This window comes from Chromobacterium sp. Panama (assembly GCF_003052555.1).
Taxonomy (GTDB): domain Bacteria; phylum Pseudomonadota; class Gammaproteobacteria; order Burkholderiales; family Chromobacteriaceae; genus Chromobacterium.
In genome coordinates, this window is sequence record NZ_QARX01000001.1 from 4,801,714 (window position 1) to 4,817,724 (window position 16,011).

17 protein-coding genes are annotated in these 16,011 nt (G+C 64.2%); 10 read left to right on the top strand and 7 right to left on the bottom strand.

Annotation, left to right across the window (positions count from 1 at the left end; all coding sequences use genetic code 11):
• Nucleotides 1-110 precede the first annotated feature (110 nt).
• The 4 genes from DB032_RS21590 (at nt 111) to DB032_RS21605 (ending at nt 3,341) form a co-directional block, all read left to right on the top strand.
• Nucleotides 111-1,124 carry a class I SAM-dependent rRNA methyltransferase gene (locus DB032_RS21590; RefSeq protein WP_107801262.1) on the top strand — a complete coding sequence of 338 codons (1,014 nt, stop codon included), beginning with the start codon at nt 111-113 and terminating at the stop codon, nt 1,122-1,124.
• A gap of 261 nt (nt 1,125-1,385) precedes the next feature.
• Nucleotides 1,386-2,720, top strand: coding sequence for an SGNH/GDSL hydrolase family protein (locus DB032_RS21595; RefSeq protein WP_107801263.1), 1,335 nt, complete (start codon nt 1,386-1,388; stop codon nt 2,718-2,720).
• Between the two features lie 72 nt (nt 2,721-2,792).
• Entirely contained in the window at nt 2,793-2,984 is a 192-nt protein-coding gene (locus tag DB032_RS21600; RefSeq protein ID WP_107801264.1) for a Lar family restriction alleviation protein, read from the top strand.
• Between the two features lie 9 nt (nt 2,985-2,993).
• Nucleotides 2,994-3,341, top strand: a complete 348-nt coding sequence (locus tag DB032_RS21605) for a DMT family protein (protein ID WP_107801265.1) — start codon at nt 2,994-2,996, stop codon at nt 3,339-3,341.
• Between the two features lie 6 nt (nt 3,342-3,347).
• Here DB032_RS21605 and DB032_RS21610 read toward each other — a convergent pair whose 3' ends face one another.
• Entirely contained in the window at nt 3,348-4,133 is a 786-nt protein-coding gene (locus DB032_RS21610; protein ID WP_197081382.1) for an inositol monophosphatase family protein, read from the bottom strand.
• A 96-nt stretch (nt 4,134-4,229) separates the two neighbouring features.
• On the opposite strand from DB032_RS21610, the gene DB032_RS21615 reads away from it, so the two are divergent.
• Nucleotides 4,230-4,955, top strand: a complete 726-nt coding sequence (locus DB032_RS21615) for a 16S rRNA (uracil(1498)-N(3))-methyltransferase (protein ID WP_107802070.1) — start codon at nt 4,230-4,232, stop codon at nt 4,953-4,955.
• Nucleotides 4,956-4,983: 28 nt separating this feature from the next.
• Here the strand turns inward: DB032_RS21615 and DB032_RS21620 are convergent, their stop codons facing one another.
• Nucleotides 4,984-6,198 (bottom strand): HD-GYP domain-containing protein, encoded by a 1,215-nt coding sequence (locus tag DB032_RS21620; protein WP_107801266.1) that lies wholly within the window; start codon nt 6,196-6,198, stop codon nt 4,984-4,986.
• A gap of 493 nt (nt 6,199-6,691) precedes the next feature.
• On the opposite strand from DB032_RS21620, the gene DB032_RS21625 reads away from it, so the two are divergent.
• The 4 genes from DB032_RS21625 to pyrI all read left to right on the top strand — a co-directional run bounded on the left by DB032_RS21625 (nt 6,692) and on the right by pyrI (nt 11,263).
• A complete protein-coding gene (locus DB032_RS21625; protein WP_107801267.1) occupies nt 6,692-8,767 on the top strand; it encodes a methyl-accepting chemotaxis protein in 2,076 nt (691 codons plus the stop codon).
• 28 nt (nt 8,768-8,795) lie between these two features.
• On the top strand, nt 8,796-9,410 hold the full coding sequence (locus DB032_RS21630) for a LysE family transporter (RefSeq protein WP_107801268.1): 615 nt from the start codon (nt 8,796-8,798) through the stop codon (nt 9,408-9,410).
• A gap of 453 nt (nt 9,411-9,863) precedes the next feature.
• On the top strand, nt 9,864-10,784 hold the full coding sequence (gene pyrB / locus DB032_RS21635) for an aspartate carbamoyltransferase (protein ID WP_107801269.1): 921 nt from the start codon (nt 9,864-9,866) through the stop codon (nt 10,782-10,784).
• A gap of 20 nt (nt 10,785-10,804) precedes the next feature.
• A complete protein-coding gene (gene pyrI / locus DB032_RS21640; protein WP_107801270.1) occupies nt 10,805-11,263 on the top strand; it encodes an aspartate carbamoyltransferase regulatory subunit in 459 nt (152 codons plus the stop codon).
• Nucleotides 11,264-11,368: 105 nt separating this feature from the next.
• On the opposite strand, the gene DB032_RS21645 is transcribed toward pyrI, so the two are convergent.
• The 3 genes from DB032_RS21645 to DB032_RS21655 all read right to left on the bottom strand — a co-directional run bounded on the left by DB032_RS21645 (nt 11,369) and on the right by DB032_RS21655 (nt 13,870).
• Nucleotides 11,369-11,887, bottom strand: a complete 519-nt coding sequence (locus tag DB032_RS21645; RefSeq protein ID WP_107801271.1) for a GNAT family N-acetyltransferase — start codon at nt 11,885-11,887, stop codon at nt 11,369-11,371.
• 239 nt (nt 11,888-12,126) lie between these two features.
• Entirely contained in the window at nt 12,127-12,993 is an 867-nt protein-coding gene (locus DB032_RS21650; protein WP_107801272.1) for an NYN domain-containing protein, read from the bottom strand.
• 88 nt (nt 12,994-13,081) lie between these two features.
• Nucleotides 13,082-13,870 carry an ABC transporter substrate-binding protein gene (locus DB032_RS21655; protein ID WP_158274388.1) on the bottom strand — a complete coding sequence of 263 codons (789 nt, stop codon included), beginning with the start codon at nt 13,868-13,870 and terminating at the stop codon, nt 13,082-13,084.
• Nucleotides 13,871-13,997: 127 nt separating this feature from the next.
• Between DB032_RS21655 and DB032_RS21660 the strand changes: the two genes are divergently transcribed.
• Nucleotides 13,998-14,222, top strand: a complete 225-nt coding sequence (locus tag DB032_RS21660) for a hypothetical protein (RefSeq protein ID WP_107801274.1) — start codon at nt 13,998-14,000, stop codon at nt 14,220-14,222.
• A gap of 89 nt (nt 14,223-14,311) precedes the next feature.
• Here DB032_RS21660 and DB032_RS21665 read toward each other — a convergent pair whose 3' ends face one another.
• Nucleotides 14,312-14,854 (bottom strand): DUF2059 domain-containing protein, encoded by a 543-nt coding sequence (locus tag DB032_RS21665; RefSeq protein ID WP_107801275.1) that lies wholly within the window; start codon nt 14,852-14,854, stop codon nt 14,312-14,314.
• Nucleotides 14,855-14,967: 113 nt separating this feature from the next.
• Nucleotides 14,968-15,918 carry a substrate-binding domain-containing protein gene (locus tag DB032_RS21670; RefSeq protein ID WP_107801276.1) on the bottom strand — a complete coding sequence of 317 codons (951 nt, stop codon included), beginning with the start codon at nt 15,916-15,918 and terminating at the stop codon, nt 14,968-14,970.
• Nucleotides 15,919-16,011 lie beyond the last annotated feature (93 nt).

Consider the following 16,011-nt stretch of genomic DNA (forward strand, 5'->3'; position numbering starts at 1 on the left):
TTCCCGACGCGCATTTGAGCGCGGCTGCGGCAAAGCATACAATGAAGGATTTTCCGGCGCGCCCGCCTCCGCGCAGCGAGCCGGCCCGGAACCGCAAGCGAAGGCCCCCGATGTCCTCCCTGACCCCATTGCTGCACAGCGCCGAAGCGGCGCGCGCAGAACTGATCGCCCGGCTGCAAGCCGAAGACACCAATTGTTACCGCCTGTTTCACGGCAGCGTGGAAGGCATGCCCGGCCTGACCGTGGACCGCTACGGCGAGCAGCTGCTGGCGCAAAGCTTTCACCAGCCGCTGAGCGACGACGAGCTGGCGGAGATCCGCGCCCATTACCAGGCCAGCCACCCCGGCCTGCCGCTGATGTACAACGACCGCAGCGCCGGCAATTCGCGCATCGGCAACGCGCTGAGCCTGGAACAGCAGGCCGAGGCCGAAGCCGACCACACCATTCGCGAGCTGGGCGTCAACTACCACTACCGCGCGCGCCACAAGGGCCAGGACCCGTGGCTGTTCCTGGACCTGCGCGCCGCGCGCCGTCATGTGATGCAGCTGGCGGCCGGCAAGAGCGTGCTCAATCTGTTCGCCTACACTTGCGGCGTCGGCGTGGCCGCGGCCAAGGCCGGCGCCAGCTTCGTGATGAACGTCGACTTCGCCGAATCCAGCCTCAGCATCGGCCGCGCCAACGCCAAGCTCAATCTGCTGGCCACCCGCCCGCGCTGCGTACAGAGCGATGTGTTCGCCGCCCTCCGCCAGCTGTCCGGCATCGGCCAGCCGGAACGCGTGCGCGGCAAGAAAATGCCGCCCTTCCCCAAACTGGAAGCGCGCCAGTTCGACCTGGTGTTCCTGGACCCGCCGCGCTACTCCAAGAGCCCCTTCGGCGTGGTGGACCTGATCAACGACTACCAGGCGCTGTTCAAGCCGGCGCTGCTGGCCACCGCGCCCGGCGGCACGCTGATCTGCTGCAACAACGTCGCGCAAGTGGACGGCGACGCCTGGCTGGAAGCGCTCCAGCGCAGCGCGGCCAAGGCCGGCCGCGAAGTGCGCGCGGCGGAATGGATAAGCCCGGACGCGGACTTCCCCAGCCCGGACGGCAAACATCCCTTGAAGATTGTCGCGCTCAGCGTCTGATCTGTGCTCTTGACGGCTTGAGGCTACGCCCCAGTTGCCGCGACCAGATCCAATCTGGCTAAACGCCCGCCTTGCGCGGGCGCTTTTGCATGAAAAACCACACCGTTTGAACCATATGGCATTTTTACGGATGATTTAAAATTACCGTTTATTTTCACCTGTAAATACTTAAAGATCCCGGTACGGCATCACGCCGCTACAGCCGCGCTAGACGGCATACAACAGACAGCTTGACTCAAATCACGTATCGGGAAAGTCTCTATGAAACCTCAACTGCTACGCGGCCTGCTGGCCGCGGCCGGCCTGTTCGCCGCCAGCCAGGTTCACGCCCAGCTGGACCCGCAACTGGACTATCTGTCCCCGGGCGGCCCGCTCAGCGAAGCCCAGGTCAAGGCCGCGGCGGCCAAACCGGCCGTGGCGATGGGAGCCGCCACCTACACCTATCTGCGCTGCTATTACCGGCTGGACATGAGCCCCGGCAAGCCGCAAACCAATTACCACTGGGCGCTGGACCCCAGCAGCGGCGATTACTACCGCGTCAACGGCTACTGGTGGTCCGGCAGCATCATCGCGCTGAAGAATATGTTCTACAGCGACGTGGCCCAGGACACCCTGGCCGCCGTCTGCCAGAAGACGCTCGCGGCCAAGGGCCTCAACCGCCCGGTGGCGCTGTACGCCGCCGCCAACAACCAGATGTCCTACAACCACACCATCTGGAGCCAGGACAACGCCAGCCAGCCGGCCGGCGTCAACAAGCTGATCGTGTTCGGCGACAGCCTGTCCGACACTCAGAACATGTACGGCGCCTCGCAATGGCGGCTGCCCAACGCCAAGAGCTGGTTCATCGGCCGCTTCAGCAACGACCGGGTCTGGGTGGAATATCTGGCCGAGCAGCTGAAGCTGCCGATCTACAACTGGGCGATAGGCGGCTCCGCCGGCGATCAGCACCTGGTGGTGCCGGGCTTGCTGCAGCAGGTGGAATCATGGTCGCAATACATGCAGAAAGCCGCCAATTACCGGCCGGAAAACACCCTGTTCACCATGCTGATAGGCGGCAACGACTTGCTCAACTACGGTCGCACCGTGGACCAGGTGATAAGCGATCAGGGCAAGGCGCTGGAACGCATCATCGCCGCCGGCGCGCGTCACATCGTGGTGCTTAACCTGCCCAATCTGGCCCGCACCCCTGCGGCCCAGGCCAGCGGCAAGGCCGCCGCGCTGGCGCCGCAAGTGCGCGACTACAACGCCAAGCTGGCGCTGCTGATCACGCAATTGCAGCAGAAGTACGGCAGCACGCTGAAGCTGAATCTGTTCGACAGCAACACCTTGTTCGACGACCTGCTCGACCATCCGGCCAAGTACCAGGTCAGCAACGCCACCCAGTCCTGCCTGGACATCGCCGGCAACGCCAGCCTGCCCTATATCTGGGAGCAGAAGCCGCGCGCGGAATGCGGCAATCCGGACGCCTTCGTGTTCTGGGACGTGCTGCACCCCACCACCCACACGCATAAGCTGTTGGGCGGCTATGTCGCCAACTTCGTCAAGGCCGCGGATCCGGCGGTCTCCGCCGCGGCGGCGCTGAAGGCGCGCCGCTAAGCGCTGACCCCAAGCCGCCGCCATGGCGCGGCGGCTTGGGGTAAGATGCCGGTTTCAGCCGGACTTTCCGCCATGAGCCAGACACCGCAAACCGCCCTCAGACCCTGCCCCAAATGCGGCGCGCCCGCCTTGCTGGTCAAGGCCGGCTCCCGCCGCTTCTGGGTGCAATGCAGCCGCTATCCGGACAACGGCAATTGCAGCGCCATCGGCGCCCAGACCGACAACAAGAAAGAAGCCGTCGCCAACTGGAACGCCGGCCGCTGAGCGCGCACCATGAATCTCTCGCCCTATCTGCTGACGCCGCTGCTGCTGGTGTTGTCCAATGTGTTCATGACCTTCGCCTGGTACGCCCACCTGAAGGACATGTCTTCCAAGCCCTGGTGGCTGGCCGCGCTGGCCAGCTGGGGTATCGCCTTGTTCGAGTATTTGCTGCAGGTGCCGGCCAACCGCGTCGGCTACGGCGCGATGACGCTGTCGCAGCTGAAGATCATTCAGGAAGTGATATCGCTGTCGGTATTCATACCGTTCGCGGTGTTCTACATGAACCAGCCCTTCCGCTGGGACTATGTCTGGGCCGGGCTGTGTCTGGTGGGCGCAGTCTACTTCATGTTCCGCGGCTGAAGCCGGCTACTGGTTGGCGCGCACCCAGCGATGCCATTGGGAGAACAACTCCGGATTGAGCGCGGCGATGGCGGAACGCTTCCAGATCACATCGCTCCAGTAATCGTCGCTGTTGAGGCTGGCGATCTGGCCGCCGGCTTCTTCCAGGATCACCGCGCCGGCGGCGTAATCCCACAGCCGCTGGCCGCCATGAAGATAAAGATCGTAGCGGCCGGCCGCCAGATAACACCAATCCAGCGTGCTGGAACCCAGATTGCGCAGGCTGCCGCAGGGGCAGGTGCTGCCGATGCGCGCGGCCAGCTTGCCGGAGCGCAGGTATTTGACCTCCACGCTGGCGATGGCGTCGCACATGGTGTTGACCACGGTTTTCAGGGGCAGGCGCTGACCGTTCAGATAAGCGCCCTCGCCGCGGCTGGCGTAGAACATTTCCTGGGACACGGGGTTGTAGATCACGCCCAGCCGGCTCTTGCCGCCCACCATCAGGCCGACTGAGATGGCGAAATACGGCAGGCCGTTGACGAAGTTGGTGGTGCCGTCTATCGGGTCCACCACCCACAAACCGTCCTGATTTTCCGCCCACAGCCGGTCCTGCTCGGCCAATTCCATCTCCTCGCCCAACACCGGGTGCGGCAGGATGCGGGGCAAGGCGGCCTGCAAAGCCTGCTGGCAAGCCATATCGGCCTCGGTGAACAGCGTGCCGTCGTCCTTGCGGCTTTTGCCCACTCGCAAAAAGCGCGGCATCACCTCGTCGCGCGCCACTTCCCTGAGCACCTGCATCACCTGTTCCAGCACCTGCATTCGTTTTCCCCCAAGGCCGCTGCAATCTATTTGCTGCAATCGCAGCAAACAAAGCAAAATACCGGTATCAACAGCGACTTTCAATACGTCATGCCCAGGTTTTACATTGACGCCGACCTCAGCGTCGGCCAAACGCTGGCCCTGCCGGACACCGTGGTGCGCCATGTCCAGGTGTTGCGGCTAGGCGCCGGCGACGCCGTCACCCTGTTCAACGGCCGCGGCGGCGAGTACGCCGCCACGCTGGACGCGGTGATGAAGCGCGATGCGCATTGCCTCATCGAAGGCTTCGACGACGTTTCACGTGAAACGCCGATCTGGCTGGGCCTGGCCCAAGCCATTTCCGGCGGCGACAAAATGGAGTTCACCCTGCAAAAAGGCGTGGAAATGGGTATATCCGCGTTCCAGCCCATCGCCGCGGAGCGCTCCATCGTCAAGTTGTCCGGCGAGCGCGCCGACAAGCGCGTGGCCCGCTGGCAGGAGATCGTGATTTCCGCCTGCGAACAAAGCGGCCGCAACGCCATTCCTCAAGTATTGCCCATCCTGTCGCTGGAGCAATGGCTGAAACAGGCTCCGGACGCCGACGCGCGGCTGATTCTGTCTCCGGCCGGCACCCGGTGCCTGGCCGACATCGCCACCGCGCCGGCGCGCGCCTGGCTGATGGCCGGCCCGGAAGGCGGTTACTCCGCGCGCGAAGAAGCCGCGGCGCTAAGCGCCGGCTGGACGCCGCTGAAACTGGGTCCGCGCATCCTGCGCACCGAAACCGCGGCGCTGGCCGCGGTGGCGGCGATACAGACCGTGTGGGGGGATTACCGCTAGCCCGAGCGGCGCGGGGCGCTCTGCCCCGCTATAGGAAACGCAGCGGATCTATCTTCCACTTGTCCGGCGACTCATGTTTGACGATGCGGTCGCCGCCGCCGAAACCCATGCCGCGCGACAGGTCCACCAGCTCCGGGGGGATGTAGACATTGCTCTTGGTGCTGAAAAACACCTTCACCTTGGGCGAGATCAGATTGCTCTCGTTCTGCTCCACCACCACGCCCAGCCGGCCGCTCTCCAGCCGCACCAGGGTGCCGATAGGATAAATGCCTATGCTGCGCATAAAGGCCTGCACCAGCTGCGGATTGAAGTGGAACTTCGACCACTCGTAGATCTTGCGCAAGGCGTCGGTGGGCGCCATGCCCTTGTGATAGCAGCGGTCCGAGGTCAGCGCGTCGTAGACGTCGACGATGGCCGCCATCTGCCCCAGTTGTGAAATCTCCTCGCCCTTGAGCCCGGCCGGATAGCCGCTGCCGTCGTGGCGCTCATGGTGCTGGGCCGCCACCAGCACCGCGGTTTCGGAAATGCCGGTGGTTTGCAGCAGGATCTGCTTGCTCTCCACCACATGGCACTTCATCACCGAGAACTCCTGCTCGGTCAATTTGCCCGGCTTGTTGAGGATGCGGTCCGGAATCTTCATCTTGCCGATATCGTGCAGCATGCCGCCGATGCCGGCGTGATGAATCACCTCCTTGCTCATCCCCATCGCGTTGCAGAAACTGACCATCAAGGCGCCGACGCTGACCGAATGCTGGAAGGTGTAATTGTCCTTGTCCTTGATCCGGCACAGCGACAGCAGCGCGCCGCCGTTGCGCAGGATGGACGAGGTCATCTTGCTCACCGAGGGCTCCACCATCTCCAGCTCCACCTGCTTGCCCAGGCGCACGTCCTTGAGAATGCCCTGGATGATCTGGTTGGCTTCGCTGTGGATCAGCTGGGCGCGGCCGAACTCGGCGCCGGCCTCCACCTGCCGCTCCAAAATGGTTTCGCTGCTGCCGAACTCGCGGATCTGCTCCTCCAGCAGCTTCTTCACCTCGGTGGCGGTCGGCGCGGAAGGCAGATCCAAGCCCTTGCGCGTGTCGATGTACACCTCGTGAATGCCGGAGTCGGCGATCTTGTGGATCTCTTCCTCGTGCTTGATCAAAAAACGCTTAAGCAAAAAGGGGTGCGACATCCAATCACAGTTCAGATCGTGGATGTACATGCCCACCTTGAGATCGGCCACTTCTATGCACTTGATCATTCTGTGCTCTTTATCCCGCCGCGCGCCTGAGCCGCCGGCCGCGCGCATGCGTCTCCGCCATCCTGTCACCCAGACCCCGCCGGCCAATGTCGCCGGCGAAAATGGACCGGCCCGCCCCTTGCCGCCCGGGCGCGCCTTCTTTCAGCATCAACTCCACTATCGGCATTTGCAAGGTATTCCATTAGCCCGTCGGTCAGGCAAGCGGCTTCGCATGACGTGCGAATTCACCGTCAAACTCGCGCAAAGCCTGCTAGATAACGCAGCGCGCCGCCGCTTGTCACGCGGCTGTAAATATTGCCGCCGCGTCCGCTGTGGCGCGCTCCCCACGTTCGGCCGCTCCGCGGCCCGCTTTTAGCGCGTCGGCATGGACCGGTGCGTGGCTCTGGCTTTAATGTCTATAAATAAGGGCAAGACGCCGGGCTTCGCCTCCGCTCGCGCGCGGCCGCGGCAGACCGCCATAGAACAAGCTTCGCAAGGTATTGGGGAAAGAAGAATGGAACAGCAGAAATGGGGCCGCCTGAGCACCCGCATCATTCTGGTGGCCGCGGCCGCCATCGCCGTCGGCTTCGCCGTCATGATCGGCCTGATCGCCTGGCAGAGCTATAGCTCGGCAGTGGACCAGGGCTACAAGCTGGCCTCGGAACAGGCCAGCAGCTACGCCAAGGACGCGGAAAGCGACTTCGCCCGCAACTTCACCCTGCCGCGCCATCTGGCCGACGCGGTGCAGGGCATACAGCGCGTCGCGCACCCGGACCGCAAGCACACCGACAACACCATCCAGCAGATGCTGGACAACGCGCCGCAATCCGTGGGCCTGTGGATGCTGTGGGAGCCCAACGCCTTCGACGGCAACGACAACGGCTTCCGCCTGGACTGGCCGCGCCACGACCCCACCGGCCGCTACCAGCCCTATGTCACCAAGAACGACAAGGGCAAGGCGCAGATGGACGTGATGATGTCGGCGGACCGGGTCAAGGAATTCCCCAAGTTCAAGGAGCATCCGGAAAGCTATCAGCCGGACTACGAAAAACCGGGCTGGGGCGATTTCTACTACGTGCCCAAGCAACGCGGCCGCGACACCATCACCGAGCCCTACCCCTACGAGGTGCAGAACCGCAAGATCCTGGAAAGCTCGCTGGCCGTGGTGATCAAGGACGCCGCCGGCAAGATGCTGGGCGTGTCCGCCACCGACATCGCGCTGGACGATCTGCAAAAAAAATTCGGCCAGATCCGGCTGTATGAAACCGGCTACGTCAGCATGCTGTCAGAAGGCGGCCTCTACGTGGTGAACCCGGAAGCCGGCCTGCTGGGCAAACCCGCGCCGAAGGACAGCCCGCTGACGCCCTATCTGGCCAAGATCAAGCAAGGCGAGGACTTCGTCTACGAGGCCGGCGGCTTCACCCACTTCTTCCACCCGGTCAAAGTGGCCAATACCGGCCAGTTCTGGACGCTGGGCGTCAGCATTCCCACCGCCGCCATCACCGCCGACGCGCGCAGGCAAAGCCTGACCGCGGTGCTGATCGGCGCGGTGGCGCTGGCGCTGATCCTGCTGGTGCTGGCCGGCGTGGTGCGCGCGCTGACCCGGCCGCTGAACCATCTGGCCGCCACCATGGAACAGCTGGCGTCCGGCAAGGGCGATCTGACCATACGCATCCCGATCCGCAACCGCGACGAAATCGGCCGCACCGCCGACGCCTTCAACCGCTTCATCGCCAGCCTGCGCGACATGTTCGTGGAGGTGCGCGAACAAAGCCTGGCGGTCACCGCGGCGGCGGTGTCCCTGCAGGAGTCCGCGCGCCAAGTGGAAAGCGCCTCCGCCTCGCAATCGGACGCCGCCAGCGCCACCGCCGCCGGCGTGGAGGAAGTCACCGTCAGCGTGCAGCACATCGCCAACACCGCCCAACTGGCGGAGAGCACCGCGCGGGAAACCGGCAGCCTGACCGAGCAGAGCGTCGCCACCGTCAACCAGGTCACCGCCGAAATCCGCCGCATGACCGACAATATGCACGCGCTGGCGGAACGGGTGAACGGCCTGGGCGCGCGTTCGGCCGAGGTCAGCACCATCGTCAACGTGATCAAGGACATCGCGGACCAGACCAATCTCTTGGCGCTGAACGCGGCGATCGAAGCGGCGCGCGCCGGGGAAATGGGCCGCGGCTTCGCCGTGGTGGCGGACGAGGTGCGCAATCTGGCCGGCCGCACCGCCGAGGCCACGGTGGAGATCAGCCGCATCGTCAACGCCATCGGCCAGGAAACCCGCGACGCGGTCAGCGATGTGCAAAAGAGCAGCCAGCTGGTGGGTAATAGCGTGGCCATCGCCGAAGACGCCAATCAGGCGATGCAGACCGTGCTGGACCGCAGCCACGGCCTGGTGGGCAGCATCGTCGACATCGCCTCCTCCACCCGCGAGCAATCCGCCGCCAGCCTGGAGATCGCCCAGAACGTGGAGCGCATCAGCAGCATGGCGCAGAGCAATAGCGACGTGGTGCGCCAGGTGGCCGCCTCGGTCGGCCATCTGCGCGAATTGTCGGCGCGGCTGGAGGCGCTGGTGGGCGATTTCCGCACTTGAACCGCCGGACCGCGAAAGGACAACCCTGATGACGGCAATCGACTGGTGGCCGTTTGTCGCCGCCTCGCTGCTGCTGGTGGTGACGCCGGGCGCCGGCACCCTGTCCATCCTCGGCGCGCTGAGCGGCGGCGGGCTGCGCGCGGGTTACGCGGCCCAGGCCGGTTTGCTGGCCGGCGATCTGATCCTGATCGCGCTGGCCGGCGGCGGCGTGGCGGCGCTGCTGGCCGCCCACCCCGGCTGGTTCGAACTGCTGCGCTACGCCGGCGCGCTGTACCTGGCCTGGCTGGGCGCAAGGCTGCTGTTCCGCCGCAACGGCGGAGCCGCGGCCGTGACCGCACCGGCGCAACACAGCCCCGGCGCCTGCTTCCGCCGCTCGCTGTTGATCACCCTGGCCAACCCCAAGGCCATCCTGTTCTTCATGGCCTTCTTCCCGCAATTCCTGGACGCCGGCCGCGCCGGCCCGGCCGGCTTCGCACAGCTGGCCGCGGTGTTCTGCCTGATCAATATGCTCTACCTGGCGCTGCTGGTGTGGCTGGCCGGCCATCTGCGCCGCCGCGCGTTCGCCCCCGGCGGCCGCCTGCTGCTCAAGCGCTTGCTGGGCGTCTGTTTTCTCAGCCTGGGGATCAAATACGCGCTGCGCTGAGAACCTGTTCACAGTCTGCTGCGCGTCGGCAGAATGGATGGAAAATAGCGTTGAAACCGGCTTCGAAATGCTCATCTGCCACGAGTACATTCCGCTTTCTCAGCCGCAAGGCCTTGTCTCGCTCTAGCTCGCGAGACTTTGAACAGGCTCTGGGCTCCAGCTTGCCCGCGCGCGGAAGTGTCCCTTTTCTGCCATCAATTTCGATAAATGCGACACGGGTCTTACCGTCGATCCGGAATTGGGATTACAATCCCGCAATTTTGTTCGGACCACAGGCAATGAACCACGCAACGACGCTTCCCGCACGACGCACCGCCCGCCACGGCGGCGATCTGGCGTTGGCGCGAGGCCTTGCCGTTCCCGGACCCCGACGCAGTAATAAAACAAGCTCCTGATGCCAGGGGCTTTTTTTTTACCCGCGACTCATAAAGCCAATATTGAAAGGACGCGACCATGGCCAACCCCCTCTACCGCAAACACATCATTTCCATACCGGACTTCAGCCGCGAGGAACTGGAGCTGGTGGTGGCCACGGCAGCCCGCCTGAAACAACAGCCGCGCAACGACCTGCTGAAGGATAAGCTGGTGGGCAGCTGTTTCTTCGAACCGTCCACCCGCACCCGGCTGTCCTTCGAGACCGCGGTGCAACGGCTGGGCGGCAGCGTCATCGGCTTCGCCGACGGCGGCAACACCAGCGCCAAAAAGGGCGAAACCCTGGCGGATTCGATCAAGATCATCGCGTCCTACACCGACGCGGTGGTGATGCGCCATCCCAAGGAAGGCGCGGCGCGGCTGGCCAGCGAATTCTCCGACGTGCCCATCATCAACGGCGGCGACGGCTCCAACCAGCACCCGACCCAAACCCTGCTGGACCTGTTCACCATCCGCGAAACCCAGGGCACGCTGGAAAACCTCACCGTCGCCTTCGTCGGCGACCTCAAATACGGCCGCACCGTGCATTCGTTGACCCAGGCGCTGTCGCTGTTCGGCGCGCGCTTCTACTTCGTGTCGCCGGAGCAGTTGGCGATGCCGGACTACATCTGCGAAGAGCTGGACGAAAAAGGCATTCAGTACACCGTGGTCGGCAGCCTGGACGACGTGATCCCGCAAGTGGACGTGCTGTACATGACCCGGGTGCAGCGCGAGCGCTTCGACGAGGCCGAGTTCAAGAAAATCCAGGGCAAGTTCGTGCTGCGCGCCGACATGCTGCACAGCGCCCGCACCAATATGAAGATTCTGCACCCGCTGCCGCGCGTCGACGAGATCGAAACCAGCGTGGACGCCACGCCGCACGCTTATTACTTCGAACAGGCCAAGAACGGGGTCTACGCGCGCCAGGCGCTGCTGTCGCTGGTGTTGAACGAGACCGTCTGATTCAGGAAAAGGAAACCATCATGCAATACACCCGCACCGTAGAAGCGCTGAAGCAAGGCACCGTCATCGACCACATCCCGGCCGGCCAGGGCCTGATCATCCTGCGCCTGTTCAAGCTCAGCGAAACCGGCGAGCGCGTCACCGTGGGCCTGAACCTGTCCAGCCGCCACATGGGCGCCAAGGACATCATCAAGGTGGAGAACATCGCGCTATCGGAGGAGCAGGCCAACGAGCTGGCGCTGTTCGCGCCGCAGGCCACCGTCAACGTGATCGACAATTTCGAAGTGGTGAAGAAACACAAGCTGGCGCTGCCGGACACTATCGAAGGCATCTTCTCCTGCCCCAACTCCAATTGCGTCTCGCACAATGAGCCGGTGACCAGCTTTTTCTACGTCAAACCCCAGGCGCGCGACACAAAAATGAAATGCAAGTATTGCGAAAAGGTGTTCAGTAGGGATATCGTTGCAGAGGTGCGCTAAGTCGTACAAGGGTGAATAGAGAAATATCAAGAAAACACTGCGTTCGACAGTGGTAAAAAGCACGAGCAAGCGCCGCAGTCATCTGCGGCGCTTCTCATTTCAGGCTCAGGACGCCGCCGGGCCCTCGCTGGCGCCGTCGATGAAGCGCTGCAAGAACACCAGGTCCAGCCAGCGGCCGAACTTGAATCCCACCTGCGGCAGCATGCCCACCTGCTGGAAACCCAATTTTTCATGGAAGCGGATAGAACCCGCGTTGGCGGCGTCCACCGCGCCCACCATGGTGTGTTTGCCCAGCGCCTTGGCGCGCGGGAACAGCGCTTGCACCAAGGCGGTGCCTATGCCCTTGCCGCGCGCGTCGGCGGACAGATGCACGCTGTGTTCCACGGTGAAGCGGTAGCCCGGCTTGACGCGGAAATCGCCAAAGCTGGAAAAGCCCAGGATCTTGCCGTTTTCCTCGGCCAACAGCACCGGATAACCGGCGGCGGTGCGGTCCTGGAACCAGACGGCGAACTCGCCGGCGGACAGCGGATCGTCGTTGTAGATGGCGGTGGTGGTGGCGATGACCTCGTTGTAGATATCGAGTATCGCCGCCAGGTCTTCCAGCGTGGCGTCGCGGATAATCATGTTCTGTCCCTTGCTGATGTGGCTTGTTTTTTGGATCGCGGGCACGGACGCCGACGCGGATCCTTAGAACCTATTTACGATCTGCTACGCGTCGGCGATACCGCGTTGAAACCAACTTCGAAATGCTCATGTACCACCTGTACATTCCGCTTTCTCAGCTGTTTTCGCCTTGTCTCGCCTTAGCTTGCGAGATCGTAAACACGTTCTTTAGGAATGCAAACAGTGTACCAGCAGCCGGTTCAGCCGGCAGCAGCCGGCTTTTTGCGCGGGCTGCGCTTCTTGCGCACCGGCGTCTCCGGCGTCGGCTCCGCCGCGGGCGGCGTTATCACGGGCGCCGCGAGCACGGATTCCCCGTCCTGTTTGAGCCGGATCTCGCAATGCAGTTTGGAGCCGTTTCGGCTTTCCTGCACCGTCAGGAAGTCCAGCTTTTTCACCATCTGCGACAGCCGGGAATGACCGTAAACCCGCGGGTCGAACGAGGGGTCGTTCTTGGCCAGATAAGTGCCCACCACCGACAGCTCGGCCCAGCCGCTGTCGCGCGACACCGCCTCGATCGCATTGGTGAACATGTCCTGCAGCGGATGGCGCTCCTTCTCCGGCTGCGGTTTGGCGCGGCTGCGCGCGCTGCGCGTCTTGGGTTTGTCGGCCACGCTCTTGGCCGCCGCCGGCTCCGGCCGCAGAATCTCGGTGAACACGAATTTGTCGCAGGCGGCGATGAAGGGCCGCGGCGTCTTGGACTGTTCGCCCAGGCCGATCACCATCAGCCCGGATTCGCGCAGCCGGGTGGCCAGCCGAGTGAAATCGCTGTCGGAGGACACCAGGCAGAAGCCGTCGAAATTGCCGGTGTAGAGCAGATCCATCGCGTCTATGATCAGCGCGGAGTCGGTGGAATTCTTGCCCTTGGTGTAGGCGAACTGCTGGATCGGCGAAATCGCGTACTGGTGCAGCACTTCCTTCCAGCCCTTCAGCTGGCTGGTGGTCCAGTCGCCGTAGGCGCGCTTGACCACGGCGGTGCCGTATTTGGCCACCTCGGCCAGCAACTCGGCGATCAGCGCCGACTGCGCGTTGTCCGCATCGATCAATACCGCCAGTTTGCGGTTTTCCATGCTTGCTTTCCCTTAGGCAACCGAGCCATGCTAAAACCGGCCGTCGCGGCTGTCAAAACCGGCGGCCGGACGCGGCGATGAACCGCGGCTACGGCGGCGCGGCGCGCAGCGTCTGCTCCACAATGGCGGCAATCCGCCCCTCGCGCTTCATCTGCTCCAAGACGGCGTTCAGCTGCCGGATGAAATCGTCCAGATAGGGAAAACGCTGCTGGCCGTGCTTGGTGAAACCGACATAGGCCTGCTCGCCGTTCAGGCTGGCCGCCGCCACCAGTTCGCCGCGCTGCTCCGGGCTGATTGCGCCGCGCCGCTGCAAGCGCTCCAGCACGTAGAGAATGGACAGTTTGTCGTTCAAATAACAGTCGGTGCGGCCATTGATCAGCTTCAGCAGATTGCCCTGGGTGTCCGGCGCCTCGTCCAGCTGGATGTCGCCACGCTGCACCGCCAGCCAGAACGCCTTGCCGCCGGGACGGAAACCGGCGTTGTTGCCAAAGCGCAGGCCCACAAAGTCCGCCGGCCAGTGCGGACGCGGCGCGCGCATGATCTCCGCCCGGCAATACACCGCCAGCTGCTCCTGCCAGAACGGCGCCGAATATCCCATGTAGTCGCGCTCCGGCCGGTAATACGGCGGCGACAGCGCCGGCGCGCGGCCGGCTTCCAGCTCGGACAGGCCGCGCTTCCACGGCACCGGCCGCAGATCGATGCGATAGTCGCTCAAACGCTGCGAAACCGCGCGCAGCACCTCGTTGTAAACGCCCTCCGCCCGGCCGTCCTTCTCGTAGGAATACGGCGGATAGCCGTTGTCGACCAAGACCACCACCTGGCGCGGCGGCGCGGCGGCGGCGCCCGCCGCCAGTCCGGCCAGCAACCATAACAACAAGCCCGATCTGATCATTTGAATGACATAATACGTGTCGATAAACACGTTATAGCCGCTGCGCCGTCCAGGCGTTGGCACGAGTCTTGCAGCGTCGCAGGCATCGTCCACTCCCGCCGCGAGGCCCGCCATGAAACTGTTTTCGCGCCAAACGCCCGCCGCCGCCAGCGAGGTGGTGATGTTCAATTATCGCCGGCCGGTGCGCGCGCGCCAGGTGGCGCTGGGCGGCGGCGGCCGCCTGTGGCTGGTCGAGGCGCTGGACCCGACCCACAATGTCTGGGTATGGCAGGAAGAATCCAGCCAAGCGGAGGCCGCGGTGGACACCGCGCGCCGGCTCAGCCTGATGCTGAACTGAACCGGAATGGTGCGCCGCGGCACCAAGCTGGCGCGCGGACAAGCAAAAAGCCGCCCTTGGGCGGCTTGGATCGCGCTACGCGTCTTCGCTTATTTCTTGGCGACGCTCTTGCCGAAGCTTTCCGCGGCGGCGCGCATCTTGGGCAGCAGCACCGGCTCGGCGGCCTTCAGCGTATCGCCGGCGATGGTGTTGATGATCTGCGGCTGCTGCTTCAGCAGCTTCTGACCGGCGGCGGTCTTGTAGAACACGTTGATCTGCTTGAGTTCGTCGGCGCTGAACTGAGCGCTGTAGGCCTTGGCCACGGTCTGTTCGAACTGCTGCTTGGCCGCGCTGGAACCGAAGTAATCGCTGGCCAGCTTGTGCACGTTCTCGCCGTAGGTCTTGAAGCCTTCCTGCGCTTTTTTCTGCTGGGCTTCGCTCAGCTTGATCTTGTTCTTGACGAAGTATTCCTGCAGCAGCGGCATGGCGCTGGCGGTGGTGCGCTGCGCCAGCTCCGGCAGCATATTGTTCAGGTTCAGCGTGGCGGACAACTCTTTGACGGCGGCATCCTGGGCGGCGTCGGCGTGCGCCAGCAGCGGCAAAGTCAGCGCCAGGGCGGCCAGGCCGGCTTTGAGCGGGCGTGATGCGAACATGTGGAATCCTTTGGCTTGAGTTGGAAACAGCTGGCGTCGGCCAGGCCGACGCGGAAACACCGGCAGTGTGACACCGCCGCCGCCGCAGGTCAAAAAAGACCGGGAGCCGTCTCCTAGCGCGCCGCCGCGGGCGCCGGCGGCAGCTGACTCTGCCAACCCTGATAGGCGCCGATATTGGCGCGGGTGATCAGCTGCACCGGCACCATCACCGTGCGCGGCTTGGCTTTGGGATTGTCCAGCAATTGACGGCCCAGCTTCACCGCCTCCACGCCGATGGCGTACGGGGCCTGGCTGGAGGACGCCACGATCTGGCTATCTCCGCGCAGCGCCTTCTCGATGTCCGGCGAACCGTCCACGCCGGCTATCATCACCTCCTTGCGCCCCGCCTCTCTCACCGCCTGCTCCGCCCCCAGCGCCTGGCGGTCGTTGCTGGCGAACACGCCGTTGATCTCCGGGTAGCGCCGCAGATGCCGCTCCATCAGCCGCTTGCCGCCCCAGCTGGACGCCAAACCGCTCTCCTGATGGCTGAGCAGCCGGATCTTGGGGAAAGCGGCCAGACTGCGGCGACAGCCGGCCACCCGGTCCCAGACCGAAGACACCGGCGGACCGCTCTGAATCACCAGCGCGCCGCGGCCGCGCATCCGCTCCGCCAGATAACGGCAAGCCAGCGCGCCGGCCTGGACATTGTCCGATTTGACCGTGCCGTCGGCGCCGGGCGCGTCCACGTCCACCGCCACCACCCGCACCCCGGCCTGATGCGCCAGCCGCACCAGCGGCGCCACCGCCTTGCTGTCCGCGGCCACCAGCAGGATCAGCTCCACCTGCTGGCGCAGCAGCTGCCGCACTTGTTCCTCCTGACGCTCCAGGCTGAAATTGGCGGACAGAGTGGTGACTTGCGCATTGGGATTGACCGCGCGCGCCTCGTTCAGCGCGCCGCGCGCGACGATCTGGTAGAAAGGGTTGTCCAGCGCTCCCACGGAGATGCCGATGCGGCTCAAGGGCGCGGCGTAAACGGCTCCGGCCAGGGACAGCCAGCAACAGGCAAGGAATCGGCTCGATCTCATGGCCACCCAGGATGGTTAGATGCGTGTCACCCCAGTTTAGATCACGCCGACCCCGCTACGAAACCGGACTCGGCGCCGCCGAGCCAGGGCGAG